A 20,864-nucleotide genomic window follows, 5' to 3' on the forward strand; every position below is an offset into this window, starting at 1 on the left:
AGCGCGGCGCCGGGAGTTGAAACGGCAAAAACCGCCCGCATTAAGTGTGCATAACCTGATTTGCAATGAATTCAAGTGGGAGACGTTTAGATGGGTAAGATTATTGGTATTGACCTCGGTACAACCAACTCATGTGTTGCCATTATGGATGGCACCAAAGCGCGCGTGCTGGAGAATGCCGAAGGCGACCGCACCACGCCGTCAATTATCGCGTATACCCAGGATGGTGAAACCCTGGTTGGTCAGCCTGCTAAACGTCAGGCTGTGACGAACCCGCAGAACACCCTGTTTGCGATCAAACGTCTGATCGGCCGTCGTTTCCAGGACGAAGAAGTACAGCGTGATATCAAAATCATGCCTTACAAAATCACTCAGTCCGATAACGGCGATGCCTGGCTTGACGTGAAAGGCCAGAAAATGGCGCCGCCGCAGATCTCTGCGGAAGTGCTGAAAAAAATGAAGAAAACTGCTGAAGATTACCTGGGCGAACCGGTAACCGAAGCGGTCATTACTGTACCAGCCTACTTTAACGATGCGCAGCGTCAGGCAACCAAAGACGCCGGCCGTATCGCAGGTCTGGAAGTAAAACGCATCATCAACGAACCGACCGCTGCGGCGCTGGCCTACGGCCTGGACAAAGGTCAGGGCAACCGCACCATCGCGGTCTATGACCTGGGCGGCGGTACCTTCGATATCTCTATTATCGAAATCGATGAAGTCGACGGCGAAAAAACCTTTGAAGTTCTGGCGACCAACGGTGACACCCACCTGGGTGGCGAAGACTTCGACAGCCGTCTGATCAACTATCTGGTTGCTGAGTTCAAGAAAGATCAGGGTATCGATCTGCACAACGATCCGCTGGCAATGCAGCGTCTGAAAGAAGCGGCTGAAAAAGCGAAAATCGAGCTTTCCTCCGCGCAGCAGACTGACGTGAACCTGCCGTACATTACGGCGGATGCGACCGGCCCGAAACACCTGAACATCAAAGTGACCCGTGCCAAACTGGAATCACTGGTAGAAGATCTGGTTGCCCGCTCTATTGAGCCGCTGAAAGTGGCGCTGCAGGACGCCGGCCTCTCCGTCTCCGACATCAACGACGTGATCCTGGTCGGTGGTCAGACGCGTATGCCGATGGTACAGGCGAAAGTGGCTGAATTCTTCGGTAAAGAGCCGCGTAAAGACGTTAACCCTGACGAAGCGGTTGCCGTTGGCGCTGCGGTACAGGGCGGCGTGCTGGCAGGCGACGTGAAAGACGTGCTGCTGCTGGACGTGACCCCGCTGTCGCTGGGCATCGAAACCATGGGCGGCGTGATGACTTCGCTGATCGCCAAGAACACCACCATCCCGACCAAGCACAGCCAAGTGTTCTCTACCGCTGAAGACAACCAGTCTGCGGTGACCATCCATGTGCTGCAGGGTGAGCGTAAACGTTCAGCGGACAACAAATCGCTGGGTCAGTTTAACCTGGACGGTATTCAGCCGGCGCCGCGCGGTATGCCGCAGATCGAAGTCACCTTCGATATCGATGCCGACGGTATCCTGCACGTTTCCGCGAAGGACAAAAACTCAGGCAAAGAGCAGAAGATCACCATCAAAGCTTCTTCTGGTCTGAATGAAGACGAAATCCAGAAAATGGTGCGCGACGCTGAAGCGAACGCCGAAGCTGACCGTAAATTCGAAGAGCTGGTACAGGCGCGCAACCAGGGCGATCAGATTGCCCATAGCACCCGTAAGCAGCTGGACGAAGCGGGCGACAAGATCTCCGCAGACGAGAAAGCGCCAATCGAATCCGCGCTGAACGATCTGAACACCGCGCTGAAAGGTGAAGATAAAGCGGACATCGAAGCGAAAATCCAGGCGCTGGTGCAGGTTTCCGGCAAGCTGATGGAGTTCGCGCAGCAGCAGCAGGGCCAGCCGGCCGACGCCGCTGACGCTTCTGCGAAGAAAGAAGATGACGTTGTCGACGCTGAATTCGAAGAAGTGAAAGACAATAAAAAATAATTGCCCCTGACCGGGCGCGGCGGTTGCCCTGACAACCGCTGGTAACCAGCACGGGCGTAGGAGTTTCTCCACGCCCGTGCATGCATGTTAAGGGCAGGAAAGATAACAATGGCGAAAACAGACTATTACGAGATTTTAGGCGTCCCGAAGTCTGCGGAAGAGCGTGAAATCAAAAAGGCCTATAAACGCCTGGCGATGAAATACCATCCTGACCGCAATCCGGGGGATAAGGAAGCCGAAGCCAAATTCAAAGAAGTTAAAGAGGCTTACGAAATCCTGACCGACGCGCAGAAGCGCGCCGCATACGATCAGTACGGTCATGCAGCCTTTGAACAGGGCGGCATGGGCGGCGGCGGTTTTGGCGGCGGCGGCTTCGGCGGCGGCGCGGACTTTAGCGATATCTTTGGCGACGTCTTTGGCGATATCTTTGGCGGCGGGCGTCGTCAGCGCGCGGCGCGTGGCGCGGATTTACGCTACAACATGGAGTTGACGCTGGAAGAAGCGGTCCGCGGCGTGACCAAAGAGATCCGTATTCCCACCCTGCAGGAGTGCGACGTCTGCCACGGCAGCGGCGCGAAATCCGGCACGCAGCCGCAGACCTGTCCAACCTGCCACGGCGCAGGCCAGGTGCAGATGCGTCAGGGCTTTTTCACCGTACAGCAGGCGTGCCCGAGCTGTCATGGCCGCGGCTCCATCATTAAAGATCCCTGCAACGCCTGTCACGGACATGGCCGCGTAGAAAAATCGAAAACGTTGTCGGTGAAAATCCCGGCCGGTGTCGATACCGGCGATCGTATCCGCCTGAGTGGCGAAGGCGAAGCGGGCGAGCATGGCGCGCCGGCGGGCGATCTCTACGTTCAGGTGGCGGTGAAAAAACACCCGATCTTCGAGCGTGAAGATAACAACCTCTATTGCGAAGTGCCGATCAACTTCGCGATGGCTGCGCTGGGCGGCGAAATCGAAGTGCCGACGCTGGACGGCCGCGTGAAGCTGAAAGTGCCTGCGGAAACGCAGACCGGCAAGCTGTTCCGCATGCGCGGCAAAGGGGTGAAATCGGTGCGCGGCGGCAGCCAGGGTGACCTGCTGTGTCGCGTGGTGGTGGAAACCCCGGTCAGCCTGAGCGAGAAACAGAAATCGCTGTTGCGCGAGCTTGAAGAGAGCTTCGGTGGCCCGAGCGGCGAGAAAAACAGCCCGCGCTCGAAGAGCTTTTTCGACGGTGTGAAGAAATTTTTCGACGATTTGACGCGTTAATCGCATCGCCTCCAGACGCCCCGTTAAGGGGCGTTTTTTTTATCCCGCGTTTATCCTCCCCGCTGCCAGTAGATCCGTTACGCTCTAAGGCAGCGTTTTCGCTCTCCTGCCAGCTGCGGTCAGACAGTTCGTTTTTTACGAGTAAAAAGCGCCAAATAACCTGTTTTTGCCGAACCATTAAAAGACGTATGCTTAGCAGCAAAAGTAAATGATTCGCGAAGAGGAGTGCGGAATGGTTAAGCGTTTTTTTGCCAATGAGGCGTCAGGCGGCATTGTGCTGATCGTGGCGGCGGCGTTAGCAATGCTGCTGGCGAATATCGATACGACCCAACATTTTTACGCTTCGCTGCTGGCGATGCCGGTGGAGTTTCGCTTCGGCGACCTGCATATCAATAAAGATATGCTGCTGTGGATTAACGATGCGCTGATGGCGGTTTTCTTTCTCTCTATCGGTCTGGAGGTGAAGCGGGAGATGGTTTCCGGCGCGCTGGCCAGCCGGGAGAAAGCGATATTTCCGCTGATTGCCGCGCTGGGCGGCATGCTGGTGCCGGGACTCATCTTCCTGCTGTTTAACGGCGGCGATGAGATGACGCGCAGTGGCTGGGCGATCCCGACCGCCACCGATATCGCGTTTGCGCTCGGTGTGCTGGCGCTGCTGGGCAGCCGGGTGCCGGCCACGCTGAAAATCTTCCTGATGGCGCTGGCGATTATCGATGACTTGGGCGCCATCGTGATTATCGCGCTGTTCTATACCAGCGATCTCTCGCTGCTCTCGCTGTCGGTGGCTGCTGCAGCGATCGTGGCGCTGGCGCTGCTCAACGCCTTTAACGTGCGCCGCACCTCGGTCTATATGGTGGTGGGTGTCGTGTTATGGGTGGCGGTGCTGAAATCGGGCGTACATGCGACGCTGGCCGGGGTCATTGTCGGTTTCTTTATTCCCCTGGCGGAGAAAGAGGGCGTCTCGCCGGCGCGCGCGCTGGAGCATGGTCTGCATCCGTGGGTCACCTGGCTTATCCTGCCGCTGTTCGCCTTCGCTAATGCGGGGGTTGCGCTGGATGGCGTATCGGCAGGCGATCTCTTCTCCTTGCTGCCGCTGGGCATCATCCTCGGCCTGTTTATCGGTAAGCCGCTGGGGATTACACTTTTCTGCTGGCTGGGCATTCGGCTGGGCGTAGCGAAGCTGCCGCAGGGCAGCTCGCTGTTCGATATCGCCGCCGTCGGCGTGCTGTGCGGCATTGGTTTTACCATGTCGATCTTCATCGCCTCGCTGGCATATGGCGATCTCAGCGCCGAACTGATAGTGCTGGCGAAGCTGGGCATCCTGTGCGGTTCGCTGATTTCCGCCGTGTCAGGCTTTCTGTTGCTGCGCAGCAGGCTGCGTTAAGCGTAGCGGCCAGGGGGCAACGCCCTGCGGCCGCGCATAAGGAGCCATCGATGTCGCAGATTAACTATAACCACCTCTACTACTTCTGGCAGGTGTGCAAACAGGGTTCGATTGCCCGCGCGGCGGAAACGCTTTTTCTGACGCCGCAGACCATTACCGGCCAGATCAAGGCGCTGGAGGAGAGGCTGCAGGGCAAGCTCTTCAGACGGCAGGGCAGGGGCGTAGTGCCTACCGAGCTGGGGCAACTGGTGTTCCGCTATGCCGACCGCATGTTCACGCTCAGCCAGGAGATGATGGATATCGTCAACTACCGCAAGGAGTCTAACCTGCTGTTCGATGTCGGCGTGGCGGACGCACTATCGAAGCGGCTGGTAAGTAAAGTGCTGGAGACAGCGGTGCAGGACGATGAGCGCATTCACCTACGCTGTTTTGAATCGACCCATGAAATGCTGCTGGAGCAGCTGAGCCAGCATAAGCTTGATATGATCTTATCCGACTGTCCGGTCGATTCCACCCAGCAGGAGGGGCTGTTTTCCGTGAAGCTGGGCGAGTGCGGCGTCAGCTTCTGGTGTACGCCACCGCTGCCGCAGCGGCCGTTTCCCACCTGTCTTGAGGAGCGGCGCCTGCTGATCCCCGGTCGCCGTTCAATGCTGGGCCGCCAGCTGCAGCGCTGGCTGAACGACCAGGCGCTGCAGGTAGAAATTCTGGGCGAATTTGACGATGCGGCGCTGATGAAAGCCTTCGGTGCGGCAAACCACGCGATTTTTGTCGCGCCCACGCTCTACGGTCAGGATATCTATCACGACAGTGCGATTCAGGAAGTGGGACGGCTGGAAGAGGTGATGGAAGAATACTACGTTATTTTCGCCGAACGCATGATCCAGCATCCGGCGGTCCAGCGCATCTGTAATCACGATTTTTCCGCATTATTCCGCGGCAGGTAATAAATTATAAATTAGCTGGATCTGTTTTCCGCCCGTCCTTTATTTTCTTCATTGCGGCTGGCGGGAAAACAGATTATTTCGCCCTGGCTTTCGATCCAGCTATTAACGGAGGTTTTGCCGTTTTGCTGCGTTTCTTTTATCTCCTGGCGGTTAGGCAAAATTCTCATTTTTCCAATATCCATTTACTGCCATTTTACCTTTCTTTACGCTACGCCCTGACAACTCATAACCTTGAGGACCCCCATATCTCCCCGGCACGCTGACGGCGGTGTTATGACGTCCATCCAACGGACGGAATAAGGTCATCTCAGGAGCAAACATGCAAAACGAAAAGAATAAAACGGCGTCTGTTTTAAACGTTACCCACCCGGGATTAACACGGCAATTTTCTTTCCCCGCACTCTCTTATTATCAAATGCTGTTTATTACCGTCAGCATGATGAATTTAACGATAATGAGCTGGGCGTTCGCCAGCGGCAGCTGGTGGGACGAGAGCCATATCTCTACCGGTAATTTCGGCAATATGGTGATCGCTAACCTCTGCGTGACGGTGCTGATTCGTCAGCAGTATCTGATTAACGGCCTGTTCCGCCTGGTCTGGCGGGTACCGACGCGCTGGCCGCTGGCGCTGCGCCGCCATCTGGCGAACGTCTATCAGTTCGGCGGGCTGCACTCCGGCTGCGCGACCTTCAGCTGCGTCTGGCTGCTGCTGTTTACCCTGGCGGCATTTTATCAACAGCAGGCGCAGGGCGGGCTGTCGACGCAACTGCTGACCATCAATATGGTGCTGGTGCTAATGCTCTGCCTGATCTGCCTGACTGCGCTGCCGCAGGTGAGACGGCGCTACCACAACCTGTTCGAGCATATGCATCGCTACGTCGGCTGGGGGGCGCTGGCCTGCTCCTGGCTGCAGGTACTGTGGTTTATCCGCGACAGTCATCATGGCGAATGGCGCTGGCATCACGTCAGCCATGCGTTCGCCTTCTGGGGGCTGCTGACCATCACCTGCAGCATTCTCCTTCCCTGGCTGCGTCTGCGTCGCGTACCGGTGAAAGTGACGCGGCCTTCTTCGCATGCCGTCATTATCGAGTTTGCGCTGCCGCACGATCCCTTCCCGGGCTCGACGCTGCCCATTAGCCTCGATCCGCTGACGGAATGGCATGCGTTCGCCAATATTCCGCTGACTAACCGGCCCGGCTGCCGGATGCTGATTTCGCGCGCGGGCGACTGGACCGGCCGCTTTATCGATAATCCGCCCTCGCACGTCTGGTTTAAGGGTATCCCCACGCCCGGCGTCGGCAGCATGAATAAAATCTTCAACTCGGTGGTCTACGTGGCGACCGGCAGCGGCATCGGCCCGCTGTTGCCGCATCTGGTGAACAATCCGCGTCCCTGCAAGCTGATCTGGTCAACGCGCAATCCGATTGTTACCTATGGCGAAGCTTTCGTGAATGAGATTATCGCGGCGCATCCCGGCGTGTTGATCTGGGATACCGACGCTCATGGCAAGCCGGATCTGTTGTCGCTGGCCTGTCAGAAAGTGAAGGAGATTGATGCGGAGGCGGTTATCTGTATCGCTAACCGACCGCTGACCGACTACGTAGTGGAAGGGTGCGAAGCGCAGGGCATTGCCGCTTACGGCGCCATCTGGGATTCATGATTCGCCTGCGTCGCAGGCAAAAAAAAACCGGCCTGAAGGCCGGTTCTTTCAAAGCTGATTAACAAGTGGCGATTAAGCCAGTTTGTTGATCTGTGCAGTCAGGTTTGCTTTATGACGTGCAGCTTTGTTCTTGTGGATCAGACCTTTAGCAGCCTGACGGTCCACGATCGGTTGCATTTCGTTAAATGCTTTCTGTGCAGCTTCTTTGTCGCCAGCTTCAACTGCTGCGTATACTTTCTTGATGAAAGTACGCATCATGGAACGACGGCTTGCGTTATGCTTGCGACGTTTCTCAGATGTTACGGCGCGTTTCTTAGCTGATTTGATATTAGCCAAGGTCCAACTCCCAAATATGTTCTATACGGACAAATCAAAGGCCGAGGACTATGCCTTTTACGCCTTATTTTGTCAATGGATTTGTGCAAATAAGCGCCGTTTTACAAACAACGCCCGGTTACGTAATTGATGGCGCAAGATTCTACCAGTTTCCCTTCCCTGAATACAGTATTTCGCAAGAAAAAAAGCACTGACCCCGGCGCTCAGGCTCTGCGGCAAGGAAATCGTCGCCAGAACGACGGAAAGGCGCTGCAACGGGTTAACCTTGGCGGTTGTACAAGGTATAATCCGCTGATTTCCACCAACTTGAGTCAGCCATGAAGTTTATACGCGGCATTCACAATCTCCGGACGCAGCATCGCGGCTGTGTGCTGACTATCGGCAATTTCGATGGCGTGCATCGCGGCCATCAGGCGCTGCTGGCTCGCCTGTGCGAAGAGGGGCAGCGTCGCGGCCTGCCCGTGATGGTCATGCTGTTCGAGCCGCAGCCGCTTGAGCTGTTCGCGGCTGATAAAGCGCCGGCGCGCCTGACGCGTCTGCGTGATAAACTGAAATACCTGGCGCAGGAGGGCGTGGACGCCGTGCTGTGCGTGCGCTTCGACCGGCGTTTCGCCGCGGTCAGCGCACAGAGCTTCGTGAACGATCTGCTGGTCGATAAGCTGGGCGTACAGTTTCTCGCCGTTGGTGATGATTTCCGTTTCGGCGCTGGTCGCGAAGGGGATTTCCTGTTATTACAGAAGGCGGGCGTCGAGTATGGCTTTGACGTCATCAGTACCCAAACCTTCAGCGAAGGCGGTAAACGCATCAGCAGCACGGCGATTCGCCAGGCGCTGGCGGACGATAATCTGACGCTGGCCGAGGCGCTGCTGGGTCACCCGTTTGCCCTGTCGGGGCGCGTGGTGCATGGCGATGCGCTGGGCCGCACCATCGGTTTCCCTACGGCCAATATTCTGCTGCGGCGCATCGTATCGCCGGTAAAAGGCGTCTATGCCGTAGAAGTGCATGGCTTAAGCGAACATCCCCTGCCTGGCGTCGCGAACATCGGCACGCGGCCGACCGTCGCCGGTCTGCGTCAGCAGCTGGAGGTACACCTGCTGGATGTGGCGATGAACATGTATGGACGCCATATCGACGTGGTGCTGCGCCAAAAAATACGTAACGAGCAGCGCTTTCCTTCTCTGGATGCGCTTAAAGAGCAAATTGCTAAAGATGTGGTGACGGCCCGCGAATTTTTCGGGCTTAAAACACCGGTGTAACTACCGAAACACGGAATCGAGAATCTGATGAGTGACTATAAATCTACCCTGAATTTGCCGGAAACGGGGTTCCCGATGCGTGGCGATCTCGCCAAACGCGAACCGGGTATGCTGCAACGCTGGTATGATGACAATCTGTACGGCATCATCCGCGAAGCCAAAAAAGGGAAAAAAACCTTTATTCTGCACGATGGCCCTCCCTATGCGAACGGCAGCATTCACATTGGTCACTCAGTCAATAAGATTCTGAAAGATATTATTATCAAGTCCAAGGGGCTGTCGGGCTTCGATTCGCCATACGTGCCGGGCTGGGACTGTCATGGCCTGCCTATCGAGCATAAGGTCGAGCAGATGATCGGTAAGCCGGGCGAAAAAGTCAGCGCTGCCGAATTCCGCGAAGCCTGCCGTAAATATGCCGCTGAGCAGGTCGCCGGCCAGAAGAGCGACTTTATTCGTCTCGGCGTGCTGGGCGACTGGGAACGCCCCTATCTGACGATGAACTTCCAGACGGAAGCCAACATCATCCGCGCGCTGGCGAAAATCATCGGCAACGGCCATCTGCACAAAGGGGCGAAGCCGGTGCATTGGTGCCTCGACTGCCGTTCCGCGCTGGCGGAAGCGGAAGTGGAATACTATGATAAAACGTCGCCCTCTATCGACGTGATGTTCAATGCCACCGACGCCGCCGCGGTCGCCGCGAAATTCGGCGCCAGCAGCGTGCAGGGCCCGATCTCGCTGGTTATCTGGACCACCACGCCGTGGACCATGCCGGCCAACCGCGCCATCTCTCTGCATCCTGAATTTGAATACCAGCTGGTACAGATCGAGGGCCGTGCGCTTATCCTGGCGAAAGACCTGGTGGAAAGCGTGATGAAGCGCGCCGGCGTTAGCGAATGGACGGTGCTGGGCAGCACTACCGGCGCGACGCTGGAGCTGATGCGCTTCCAGCATCCGTTCCTCGCCTTTGACGTGCCTGTGGTGCTGGGCGAACACGTTACGCTGGACGCCGGTACCGGCGCGGTGCATACGGCGCCGGGCCACGGCCCGGATGACTATGTGATCGGTCAGAAATATGGTCTGGAGACCGCCAACCCGGTCGGCCCGGACGGCTGCTATCTGCCGGGCACCTATCCGGAGCTGGATGGCGTAAACGTCTTTAAAGCCAACGATATGATCGTTGAGCTGCTGCGCAACAAAGGGGCGCTGCTGCATGTTGAGAAGCTGCACCACAGCTATCCGCACTGCTGGCGCCATAAAACGCCGATCATCTTCCGCGCAACGCCGCAGTGGTTCGTCAGCATGGATCAGAAAGGGCTGCGTGCGCAGTCGCTGAAAGAGATCAAAGGCGTGCAGTGGATCCCGGACTGGGGCCAGGCGCGCATCGAGTCGATGGTAGAAAACCGCCCTGACTGGTGTATCTCTCGCCAGCGCACCTGGGGCGTGCCGATGGCGCTGTTCGTGCATAATGAAACCGAACAGCTGCATCCGGATACGCTGGCGCTGATGGAAAAAGTGGCGCAGCGCGTTGAGCAGGATGGCATTCAGGCATGGTGGGATCTTGATGCGCGCGAGCTGATGGGCGACGACGCCGATCACTATCGCAAGGTGCCGGATACGCTGGACGTCTGGTTCGATTCCGGATCGACGCACGCGTCGGTCGTCGACGTGCGCCCGGAATTCCGCGGCCACAGCGCTGACATGTATCTGGAAGGATCGGATCAGCATCGCGGCTGGTTTATGTCCTCGCTGATGATCTCCACGGCGATGAAAGGCAAAGCGCCTTATCGTCAGGTGCTGACCCACGGCTTCACCGTCGATGGTCAGGGCCGCAAGATGTCCAAATCGCTGGGCAACACCGTTAGCCCGCAGGATGTGATGAACAAGCTGGGCGCGGATATTCTGCGTCTGTGGGTCGCCTCGACCGATTACTCCGGCGAAATGGCCGTCTCGGACGAGATCCTGAAGCGCTCTGCCGACGCCTATCGTCGTATCCGCAACACCGCGCGTTTCCTGCTGGCCAACCTGAACGGCTTTAATCCGGAAACCGATCTGCTGAAGCCGGAAGAGATGGTGGTGCTGGATCGCTGGGCGGTGGGTCGCGCGCAGGCGGCGCAGGCAGACATCATCAACTCTTACGACAACTATGATTTCCATGAAGTGGTGCAGCGCCTGATGCAGTTCTGCTCGGTGGAGATGGGGTCGTTCTACCTCGACATCATCAAAGATCGTCAGTACACCGCGAAAAGCGACAGCGTGGCGCGCCGCAGCTGCCAGAGCGCGCTCTGGTACATCTCCGAGGCGCTGGTGCGCTGGATGGCGCCGATCATGTCCTTTACCGCCGACGAAATCTGGGGCTACCTGCCGGGCAAACGCGCGCAGTATGTCTTCACCGAAGAGTGGTACGACGGCCTGTTCGGCCTGGCGGAAGATGAATCGCTGAACGACAGCTACTGGGCTGAGCTGCTGAAAGTGCGCGGCGAAGTCAACAAGGTGATCGAGCAGGCGCGCAGCGACAAGCGCATTGGCGGCTCGCTGGAAGCGACGGTAACGCTTTACGCCGACGCCGCGCTGGCCGAGAAGCTGACCGCGCTGGGCAACGAGCTGCGCTTTGTGTTGCTGACCTCCGGGGCGCAGGTGGCGGACTATGCGCTGGCGCCGGAAGAGGCGCAGCAGAGCGAGACGTTAAAAGGTCTGAAAATCGCGCTGCATAAAGCGGAAGGGGAGAAATGCCCGCGCTGCTGGCATTACACTACCGATATTGGCCTGGACGCCGCGCACCCGGATATCTGCGGACGCTGCGTCACTAACGTTGCCGGCGACGGCGAAGAGCGTAAGTTTGCCTGATGCGTAAATCACTTTCTGCAACCGGACTGCGCTGGCTTTGGCTGGTGCTGGTGGTTATCGCCATCGATTTCGCCAGTAAGCAATGGGTGATGAATCACCTGGCGCTGCACGAAACGATGCCGATAATGCCGTTTTTCAATCTGTTTTATGCCCATAACTACGGGGCGGCGTTTAGCTTCCTCGCGGATAAGGGCGGCTGGCAGCGCTGGTTCTTTGCCGGCATCGCCATTGCTATCGCGGTGGCGCTGCTGGTGATGATGTACCGCACCGCAGCCAGCCAGAAACTTAACAATATCGCCTACGCGCTGATTATCGGCGGTGCGCTGGGCAACCTGTTTGATCGCGCCTGGCACGGCTTTGTGGTCGATTTTATCGACTTCTATATTGGCGGGTGGCATTTCGCCACCTTCAATATCGCTGACTGCGGTATCTGCGTCGGCGCCGCGCTGATCGTGCTGGAGGGCTTTTTCACCCCTTCCGGCAAACAGGCGAAGCAAAAGGGCAAGGCATGACCGACTCCGTACAGCGCGATAGCGCGGTGCTGCTGCACTTCACCTTAAAACTGGAAGATGGTTCGACGGCGGAATCAACGCGCGCCAACGGCAAACCGGCGCTGTTTCGTCTTGGCGACGGCAGTCTCTCCGACGCGCTGGAAACGGCGCTGACAGGACTGCACGTCGGCGAGAAAAAAGCGTTTACGCTGGAGCCGGAAGCGGCGTTCGGCAGCGTCAGCCCCGATCTGATTCAATATTTCTCGCGGCGCGACTTTATCCAGACGGGCGAGCCGGAGGTGGGCGCCATTATGCTGTTTACCGGCATGGACGGCAGCGAGATGCCAGGCGTTATCCGTGAGATCGCCGGTGATTCGATTACCGTTGATTTTAACCATCCGTTAGCCGGTCGCACCGTTCACTTCGATATCGAGGTGCTGGAGATCGATCCGGCGCTGGAGAGTGACGCATGAAAATCCTGTTAGCAAATCCGCGCGGCTTTTGCGCCGGCGTCGATCGTGCCATCAGTATCGTGGAACGTGCGCTGGAGATGTATGGTGCGCCGATCTATGTGCGTCATGAAGTGGTGCATAACCGCTACGTGGTGAATAGCCTGCGCGAACGCGGCGCCATTTTTATCGAGGAGATCGCGGAGGTGCCGGACGGCGCAATCCTGATTTTCTCGGCGCACGGCGTTTCACAGGCGGTACGCGCGGAAGCGAAAGCGCGTCAGCTGACAATGCTGTTCGACGCCACCTGTCCGCTGGTGACCAAAGTGCATATGGAAGTCGCGCGCGCCAGCCGCAAGGGCACCGAAGCGATCCTGATCGGCCACGCCGGCCATCCGGAAGTGGAGGGCACCATGGGCCAGTACAGCAACCCGGCGGGCGGCATGTATCTGGTGGAGTCGCCGGAGGATGTCTTTACGCTGCAGGTGAAAAATGAAAATAACCTGTGCTTTATGACGCAAACCACGCTGTCGGTGGACGATACATCAGCCGTTATCGATGCGCTGCGTCAGCGCTTCCCGCAGATTGTCGGGCCGCGCAAGGATGATATCTGCTACGCCACCACTAACCGTCAGGAAGCGGTGCGCAGCCTGGCCGCTGAAGCGGATGTGGTGCTGGTGGTGGGGTCGAAAAACTCCTCTAACTCCAACCGTCTGGCTGAGCTGGCACAGCGCGCCGGCAAGCGCGCGCAGCTGATCGATTCCGCAGAAGACATTCAGGAAAGCTGGCTGACCGGCATTAGCTGCGTCGGCGTTACCGCCGGCGCCTCCGCGCCCGATATTCTGGTGCAGGAAGTGATCCAGCGTCTGCGTCAGTTTGGCGGACAAGATGTGATTGAGCTAAGCGGCCGCGAAGAAAACATCGTTTTCGAAGTGCCGAAAGAGCTGCGCCTTGAGGCGCGTCAGGTCGAGTAATCCTTCAGGCCCGGACAGGCATCGCCTTCCGGGCCTTCTTATAGCGTTCTGCCCTTCTTCTCCTTCCTCTCCATACTGTCGCTTCTGACGATCGCCGTGCCGGTTGATTTCGCTCGCTAATAACGTCGGAACGCTGGCGCAAAATACTTATTATCGCCGCGCAGTGCTGGCAGAGTCCTTCGTCGAAGATTACCCTGTTTGGCTAAGTAAGCGAAACCTGAATTGAGATAACAGCGATGACGAAAACACAATGCCGTATAGCGATTGTTGGTGCCCCCGGACGCATGGGCCGACAGTTAATCCAGGCCGTTCAGCAAGCGGAGGGCGTTTCGCTTGGCGCGGCGCTGGCGCGTAAGGGCTCTTCTCTGGTCGGCAGCGATGCGGGCGAACTGGCGGGCATCGGCGCGATCGGCGTGCCAGTCAGCGATAGCCTGGATGCGGTAGTCAATGATTTCGATATTCTGATCGACTTTACGCGCCCGGAAGCAACGCTGGCGTATCTGGCCTTTTGTCAGCAGCATAAAAAGAACATGATCATCGGCACCACCGGTTTCGACGAGGCGGGCAAAGCGGCAATCCAACAGGCCGCGCAGACGATCGGCATTGTGTTTGCCGCGAACTTCAGCGTCGGGGTGAACTTGATGCTGAAGCTGCTGGAGAAAACCGCGAAGGTGATGGGCGACTACGCCGATATCGAAATCATTGAGGCGCACCACCGCCATAAAGTGGATGCGCCGTCCGGCACCGCGCTGGCGATGGGTGAAGCGATTGCCGACGCCATGAACTGGGATCTGAAGCAGCACGCGGTGTATGCCCGGGAAGGGCATACCGGCGAGCGCGCGCAGCAGACGATCGGTTTCGCTACCGTACGCGCTGGCGATATTGTGGGAGAGCATACCGCGATGTTTGCCGACGTGGGCGAGCGCATTGAGATAACCCATAAGGCCTCCAGCCGTATGACTTTCGCAAAAGGCGCTGTGCGTGCTGCAATATGGGTAAGTGGCGATAAACAAGGCCTTTATGATATGCGAGATGTGCTTGAATTAGAGAATATTTAAAAAATAGTGAAGGGGATTATTTTAAATATCTCTATAACTTGATGATTTAAAGGGTGATTTTTTTCGCCATTTTTTTATTTCCTTAAAAAGGCAATCTTGAGTGTTATTTCTTATCAGATGGCCATAATGTGATTAATTCTGTGATTTTACACCCTCGCTTAAGTTAATTTTGACCATTTGGTCCACTTTTTTGCCTCGCTGCGTCACTTTTACCATATAAAATGCGATGCAATCGGTTTTCTCACCGGGAAGTGCGCTCTTTTTAAGGCTAATCCTGAGTGTTTTATGCAGGTGAGCTAAAAAAGCAATAAAAAGTGCCCTTCAGGGTAGACAATATCCAGGTCGATCATTAGAATGCGCGCAATTTGCCAAAAATCGACCGGTCAGGCGGTTTTTGCATTGATTCAGCCATGCGTTATGAATTAATATTCAAATATTATGACTGTTTATTCCCTGGAGGACGTTTTGAATAAGTCAGCGATTTTGGTTCTGGAAGACGGAACCCAATTTCACGGTCGGGCCATTGGGGCGACGGGTTCGGCGGTGGGAGAGGTAGTTTTCAATACTTCAATGACCGGTTATCAAGAAATCCTCACAGATCCCTCCTATTCCCGCCAGATTGTCACTCTCACTTATCCCCATATCGGCAACGTCGGCGCCAATACCGCTGATGAAGAATCCTCTCAGGTACATGCGCAGGGCCTGGTCATTCGCGACCTGCCGCTGATTGCCAGCAACTACCGCAGCGAAGAAGGCCTCTCGGCCTACCTGCAGCGCAATAACATTGTTGCCATCGCCGATATCGATACCCGTAAGCTGACGCGCCTGCTGCGTGAAAAAGGGGCGCAGAACGGCTGCATTATCGCCGGCGACGCGCCGGATGCGCAGCTGGCGCTGCAAAAAGCGCAGGCGTTCCCGGGCCTGAAGGGCATGGATCTGGCGAAAGAAGTCTGTACGCGCGAAAGCTACAGCTGGCTGCAGGGCAGCTGGACGCTGGACAGCGAGCTGCCGGCGGCGAAAAAGGAAGCCGAGCTGCCTTACCATGTGGTGGCGTATGACTACGGCGTAAAGCGCAATATCCTGCGGATGCTGGTCGATCGCGGCTGCCGCCTGACGGTAGTGCCGGCACAAACCCCGGCGGAAGAGGTGCTGAAGCTCAACCCGGACGGCATCTTCCTGTCGAACGGCCCTGGCGACCCGGAGCCGTGCGATTACGCCATCCGCGCCATTCAGCGTTTCCTTGAAACCGACATCCCGGTGTTCGGCATCTGTCTGGGCCATCAGCTGCTGGCGCTGGCCAGCGGCGCGAAAACGGTGAAGATGAAACTGGGCCACCACGGCGGCAACCATCCGGTGAAAGATCTCGATAACGATACCGTGATGATTACCGCGCAGAACCATGGTTTCGCCGTGGATCAACAGGATCTGCCCGCTTCCCTGCGCGTGACACACGTTTCCCTGTTTGACCAGACGGTGCAGGGCATTCACCGCACAGATAAACCGGCGTTTAGCTTCCAGGGACACCCTGAAGCAAGCCCAGGCCCGCACGATGCGGCCCCGCTGTTCGACCACTTTATCGAACTGATTGAAGCGGCCCGCGCCGGCCAGTAATCCATTTCAGGAGAGGAAGAGTAACCATGCCAAAACGTACCGACATAAAATCCATCCTGATTCTGGGCGCCGGTCCGATCGTTATCGGCCAGGCGTGCGAGTTTGACTACTCTGGCGCGCAGGCGTGTAAAGCGCTGCGCGAAGAGGGCTACCGCGTCATTCTGGTCAACTCCAACCCGGCCACCATCATGACCGACCCGGAGATGGCGGATGCCACTTATATTGAGCCGATCCACTGGGAAGTGGTGCGCAAAATCATTGAAAAAGAGCGCCCGGATGCGGTGTTGCCCACCATGGGCGGCCAGACGGCGCTGAACTGCGCGCTGGAGCTGGAGCGTCAGGGCGTGCTGGCGGAATTCGGCGTAACGATGATCGGCGCTACCGCCGACGCAATTGATAAAGCGGAAGACCGTCAGCGTTTCGATAAGGCGATGAAGAAAATCGGCCTGGAAACTGCCCGCTCCGGCATTGCGCACAATATGGAAGAGGCGCTGAAAGTCGCTGAAGATGTCGGCTTCCCCTGCATCATCCGGCCTTCCTTTACCATGGGCGGCACCGGCGGCGGCATCGCCTACAACCGCGAAGAGTTTGAAGAGATCTGCGAGCGCGGCCTGGATCTGTCGCCGACTAACGAGCTACTGATTGATGAATCGCTGATCGGCTGGAAAGAGTATGAGATGGAGGTGGTGCGCGATAAGAATGACAACTGCATCATCGTCTGCTCGATTGAAAACTTCGACCCAATGGGCATCCATACCGGCGACTCCATCACCGTTGCGCCGGCGCAGACGCTGACCGACAAAGAGTATCAGATCATGCGTAACGCCTCGATGGCGGTGCTGCGTGAAATCGGCGTCGAAACCGGCGGATCCAACGTACAGTTTGCGGTGAACCCGAAAAACGGCCGCCTGATCATTATCGAAATGAACCCGCGCGTGTCGCGCTCCTCCGCGCTGGCGTCGAAAGCTACCGGCTTCCCGATTGCTAAAGTCGCGGCAAAGCTGGCGGTGGGCTATACGCTGGATGAGCTGATGAACGATATCACCGGCGGCCTGACTCCGGCGTCGTTCGAGCCGTCAATCGACTATGTGGTCACGAAAATTCCGCGCTTTAACTTCGAAAAATTCGCCGGCGCCAACGATCGCCTGACCACCCAGATGAAATCGGTGGGCGAAGTGATGGCAATTGGCCGCACGCTGCAGGAATCGATGCAGAAAGCGCTGCGCGGGCTGGAAGTCGGCGCGAACGGCTTCGATCCGAAAGTGCATCTGGATGACGCCGATGCGCTGACCCGTATTCGCCGCGAGCTGAAAGACGCAGGCGCCGAGCGTATCTGGTACGTGGCCGACGCTTTCCGCGCCGGTCTGTCGGTCGATGGCGTGTTCAACCTGACCAATATTGACCGCTGGTTCCTGGTGCAGATTGAAGAGCTGGTGCGCCTGGAAGAGCGTGTCGCGCAGGAAGGCGTAAATGGCCTCAGCGCGGACTTCCTGCGCACGCTGAAACGCAAAGGCTTTGCCGATGCGCGTCTGGCACAGCTCGCCGGCGTCAGCGAGGCGGAAGTGCGCAAGCTGCGCCAGCAGTACAACCTGCACCCGGTTTACAAGCGCGTCGACACCTGCGCTGCGGAGTTCGCGACCGACACCGCTTATATGTACTCCACCTATGAGGAGGAGTGCGAAGCGAATCCAAACCAGGATCGCGATAAAATCATGGTGCTGGGCGGCGGACCGAACCGTATCGGCCAGGGCATCGAATTCGACTACTGCTGTGTTCACGCCGCGCTGGCGCTGCGTGAAGATGGTTACGAGACCATTATGGTCAACTGTAACCCGGAGACCGTCTCCACCGACTATGACACCTCCGATCGTCTCTACTTCGAGCCGGTAACGCTGGAAGATGTGCTGGAAATTGTCCGTATCGAACAGCCGAAAGGGGTTATCGTGCAGTACGGCGGACAGACCCCGCTGAAACTGGCGCGCGCGCTGGAAGCAGCGGGCGTACCGGTTATCGGCACCAGCCCGGATGCCATCGACCGCGCGGAAGACCGCGAGCGTTTCCAGCAGGCGGTTGATCGCCTCGGCCTGAAACAGCCGGCTAACGCCACGGTAACGGCACTGGAACAGGCGGTGCAGAAAGCGGCGGAAATCGGCTATCCGCTGGTGGTGCGTCCTTCCTATGTGCTGGGCGGCCGCGCGATGGAAATCGTCTACGACGAGCAGGATCTGAAGCGCTACTTCCAGACCGCCGTTTCCGTTTCCAACGATGCGCCCGTGCTGCTGGACCGCTTCCTGGATGACGCGGTGGAAGTGGATGTCGACGCAATTTGCGACGGCGAGCGCGTGCTGATCGGTGGCATCATGGAGCATATCGAACAGGCTGGTGTGCATTCCGGCGACTCCGCCTGCTCGCTGCCTGCCTATACGCTGAGCCAGGATATCCAGAACGTGATGCGTCAGCAGGTGGAAAAACTGGCATTTGAACTCTGCGTACGCGGCCTGATGAACGTGCAGTTTGCGGTGAAGGACAACGAGGTCTACCTGATTGAGGTTAACCCGCGCGCCGCGCGTACCGTGCCTTTCGTCTCCAAAGCGACCGGCGTGCCGCTGGCGAAAGTGGCCGCGCGCGTCATGGCGGGCAAAACGCTGGCGGAGCAGGGCGTCACTAAAGAAGTGATCCCGCCGTATTACTCGGTGAAAGAGGTGGTGCTGCCGTTCAACAAGTTCCCGGGCGTCGACCCGATCCTCGGGCCGGAAATGCGCTCAACGGGTGAAGTGATGGGCGTCGGTCGCACCTTCGCCGAGGCGTTCGCCAAAGCGATGCTGGGCGCGCAGTCCACCATGAAGAAGCAGGGCCGCGCGCTGCTGTCGGTGCGCGAAGGCGATAAAAAACGTATCGTCGACCTGGCGGCCAAGCTGCTGAAGTTCGGCTTCGAGCTGGATGCAACGCACGGCACGGCGGTGGTGCTGGGCGAGGCCGGTATTAACCCGCGCCTGGTGAACAAGGTGCATGAAGGCCGTCCGCATATTCAGGATCGTCTGAAAAACGGTGAGTACAGCTACATCGTCAACACCACCGCCGGACGCCAGGCGATTGAGGATTCACGCGTGATCCGCCGCAGCGCGCTGCAGTATAAAGTGCATTACGACACCACGCTGAACGGCGGTTTCGCTACCGCGATGGCGCTCAATGCCGACCCGACGGAGAAGGTGATTTCGGTTCAGGAAATGCACGCGCAAATTAATGCTAAATAAGTGGCTGATTTAACCGATAACGGCTCTCCCGGGAGCCGTTTTTTTATGGGTGCGATTTACGTCGCCATAAAGGACGCGGACTCTGACTGGCGAGAAGGTAACGGGCCTTATCGCGCCGGGTCTGTCAGGATGTTTAAGGATAAAAATGAATTTTTCTAAGCGCGTTATTGCATACTCTTGCAGTGTTGGCCTGTTGGCCGCACTGCCTTTCGCCAGCCAGGCGGAAATTACCCTGATCAAACAGGCTGCGCAGCCGGACGATGCGCTGAGCCGCCTGAAGTTTGCGGTGGGCGGCAGCATCCGCCCGCAGTTTAACAATATCACCGGCGACGGCGACCGCGGCTCCTATAAGCGCAACGGTTTTGACGGCGGCACGCGCTTTCGCTTCGGCGCGGAATATTACCTGACTGAAGATGTCAGCTGGCTGGGCTACTATGAGCTGGGCGTGAATATTCCGGCGCTGTTCGACTGGGATCACCACTACGCCGAAGGCGCGCACGATACCTCACGCCGCCAGCTCTATACCGGCTTTAAAAGCCAGCGTTGGGGCCAGCTGACCTTTGGTCAGCAGAACAGCGTTTACTATGATGTTGTGGGCGCCAAAACGGATATCTGGGACTACGATATGCTGGCCCAGGCGTCGAACATCGGCATTAACGGCGATTACGACGGCACTTACCGCGCGCGTAAACAGCTGAAGTATAAAAACCGCTTCGGCGATGCCGATCTCTACGCCTCCTGGCTGCTGGAAGATACCGAATTCCTGCCGGGCAACGGCCTGCGCTACAAGCGTCAGGGCGGCGGCTCGCTGGGCGTGGATTACCATCTGACGCCAGACCTGACCTGGGGCACCGCATGGAACTACACCCGTGCTGAAATGCGCAATCCGGGCAACGGCGACAGCAAAGGCTACGACCAGAATATCATCGGTTCATCGCTGAGCTGGAAGCCGGACAACTGGACGCTGGCATTGGGCGGCGGCTGGTACCAGAACTTCTCGCCAAGCAAGAAACGCAACGTTGATAACTACTTTGCGAATGAAGCCTGGGGCGTTGAGTATTTCGTTGGCTACAGCATTCCGGTGCAGCGCTATGCGGTGAAATCGGTGCAGCCTTACGTAATGGGCGACCGTCTGGAATATACCAGCGGCCGTGATTACCAGCGCATCGACAACGGCGTTGGCGTGACGTTACAGCTCGATTACGGCTTCCGTATCGATTATGAACACGTCTTCACCTCCAGCACCGACGATCTCGGCGATATGAACCTGGTGCGTCTGCGTTACGATTTCTGATAAGCGCCATTCGGCATTGCGCCGACAGCGGAGTAAAGCCTGAACGGCATATATTGC

General features: G+C 57.5%; 16 protein-coding genes. 14 read left to right on the forward strand and 2 right to left on the reverse strand.

The genetic code is table 11. The features are described 5' to 3' along the window. The first annotated feature begins 90 nt into the window (after window positions 1-90). From dnaK to nhaR, 4 genes are all read left to right on the forward strand, one after another. Entirely contained in the window at window positions 91-2,001 is a 1,911-nt protein-coding gene (gene dnaK / locus C2E15_RS04050; RefSeq protein WP_104956230.1) for a molecular chaperone DnaK, read from the forward strand. Between the two features lie 108 nt (window positions 2,002-2,109). Further along, window positions 2,110-3,252, forward strand: a complete 1,143-nt coding sequence (dnaJ, locus tag C2E15_RS04055) for a molecular chaperone DnaJ (protein WP_104956231.1) — start codon at window positions 2,110-2,112, stop codon at window positions 3,250-3,252. A 232-nt stretch (window positions 3,253-3,484) separates the two neighbouring features. Further along, entirely contained in the window at window positions 3,485-4,636 is a 1,152-nt protein-coding gene (gene nhaA / locus C2E15_RS04060; RefSeq protein WP_104956232.1) for a Na+/H+ antiporter NhaA, read from the forward strand. Between the two features lie 50 nt (window positions 4,637-4,686). Continuing rightward, window positions 4,687-5,580 carry a transcriptional activator NhaR gene (nhaR, locus tag C2E15_RS04065; RefSeq protein ID WP_104956233.1) on the forward strand — a complete coding sequence of 298 codons (894 nt, stop codon included), beginning with the start codon at window positions 4,687-4,689 and terminating at the stop codon, window positions 5,578-5,580. 11 nt (window positions 5,581-5,591) lie between these two features. On the opposite strand, the gene C2E15_RS21580 is transcribed toward nhaR, so the two are convergent. Beyond that, window positions 5,592-5,762: a hypothetical protein gene (locus C2E15_RS21580; RefSeq protein WP_167391828.1), complete on the reverse strand. Its 171-nt coding sequence runs from the start codon at window positions 5,760-5,762 to the stop codon at window positions 5,592-5,594. A gap of 137 nt (window positions 5,763-5,899) precedes the next feature. Here C2E15_RS21580 and C2E15_RS04070 point away from each other — a divergent pair, with 137 nt between their 5' ends. Further along, window positions 5,900-7,240 carry a ferredoxin reductase domain-containing protein gene (locus C2E15_RS04070; protein WP_104956234.1) on the forward strand — a complete coding sequence of 447 codons (1,341 nt, stop codon included), beginning with the start codon at window positions 5,900-5,902 and terminating at the stop codon, window positions 7,238-7,240. Between the two features lie 72 nt (window positions 7,241-7,312). On the opposite strand, the gene rpsT is transcribed toward C2E15_RS04070, so the two are convergent. After that, window positions 7,313-7,576, reverse strand: a complete 264-nt coding sequence (gene rpsT, locus C2E15_RS04075; RefSeq protein ID WP_038628374.1) for a 30S ribosomal protein S20 — start codon at window positions 7,574-7,576, stop codon at window positions 7,313-7,315. Between the two features lie 317 nt (window positions 7,577-7,893). Between rpsT and ribF the strand changes: the two genes are divergently transcribed. The 9 genes from ribF to C2E15_RS04125 all read left to right on the forward strand — a co-directional run bounded on the left by ribF (window position 7,894) and on the right by C2E15_RS04125 (window position 20,807). Further along, the gene (ribF, locus tag C2E15_RS04085; protein ID WP_104956235.1) at window positions 7,894-8,832 is read left to right on the forward strand and encodes a bifunctional riboflavin kinase/FAD synthetase; all 939 of its coding nucleotides are present in this window, start codon (window positions 7,894-7,896) and stop codon (window positions 8,830-8,832) included. 27 nt (window positions 8,833-8,859) lie between these two features. Further along, entirely contained in the window at window positions 8,860-11,676 is a 2,817-nt protein-coding gene (gene ileS / locus C2E15_RS04090) for an isoleucine--tRNA ligase (protein WP_104956236.1), read from the forward strand. After that, window positions 11,676-12,188, forward strand: coding sequence for a signal peptidase II (lspA, locus tag C2E15_RS04095; protein ID WP_104956237.1), 513 nt, complete (start codon window positions 11,676-11,678; stop codon window positions 12,186-12,188). The genes ileS and lspA overlap by 1 nt, the downstream gene beginning before the upstream one ends. Beyond that, entirely contained in the window at window positions 12,185-12,640 is a 456-nt protein-coding gene (gene fkpB / locus C2E15_RS04100) for an FKBP-type peptidyl-prolyl cis-trans isomerase (protein ID WP_104956238.1), read from the forward strand. The genes lspA and fkpB overlap by 4 nt, the downstream gene beginning before the upstream one ends. After that, the gene (gene ispH, locus C2E15_RS04105; RefSeq protein ID WP_104956239.1) at window positions 12,637-13,590 is read left to right on the forward strand and encodes a 4-hydroxy-3-methylbut-2-enyl diphosphate reductase; all 954 of its coding nucleotides are present in this window, start codon (window positions 12,637-12,639) and stop codon (window positions 13,588-13,590) included. Before fkpB ends, ispH begins: the two co-directional genes overlap by 4 nt. A 236-nt stretch (window positions 13,591-13,826) precedes the next feature. After that, complete coding sequence (dapB, locus tag C2E15_RS04110) at window positions 13,827-14,648, forward strand: 4-hydroxy-tetrahydrodipicolinate reductase (RefSeq protein ID WP_104956240.1); 822 nt, start codon at window positions 13,827-13,829, stop codon at window positions 14,646-14,648. Window positions 14,649-15,113: 465 nt separating this feature from the next. After that, window positions 15,114-16,259, forward strand: coding sequence for a glutamine-hydrolyzing carbamoyl-phosphate synthase small subunit (carA, locus tag C2E15_RS04115; protein ID WP_104956241.1), 1,146 nt, complete (start codon window positions 15,114-15,116; stop codon window positions 16,257-16,259). Window positions 16,260-16,285: 26 nt separating this feature from the next. After that, window positions 16,286-19,513 carry a carbamoyl-phosphate synthase large subunit gene (gene carB / locus C2E15_RS04120; RefSeq protein ID WP_104956242.1) on the forward strand — a complete coding sequence of 1,076 codons (3,228 nt, stop codon included), beginning with the start codon at window positions 16,286-16,288 and terminating at the stop codon, window positions 19,511-19,513. A gap of 145 nt (window positions 19,514-19,658) precedes the next feature. Beyond that, window positions 19,659-20,807, forward strand: a complete 1,149-nt coding sequence (locus C2E15_RS04125) for a porin (RefSeq protein ID WP_128603525.1) — start codon at window positions 19,659-19,661, stop codon at window positions 20,805-20,807. Window positions 20,808-20,864 lie beyond the last annotated feature (57 nt).

Source organism: Mixta gaviniae (assembly GCF_002953195.1).
Taxonomy (GTDB): domain Bacteria; phylum Pseudomonadota; class Gammaproteobacteria; order Enterobacterales; family Enterobacteriaceae; genus Mixta; species Mixta gaviniae.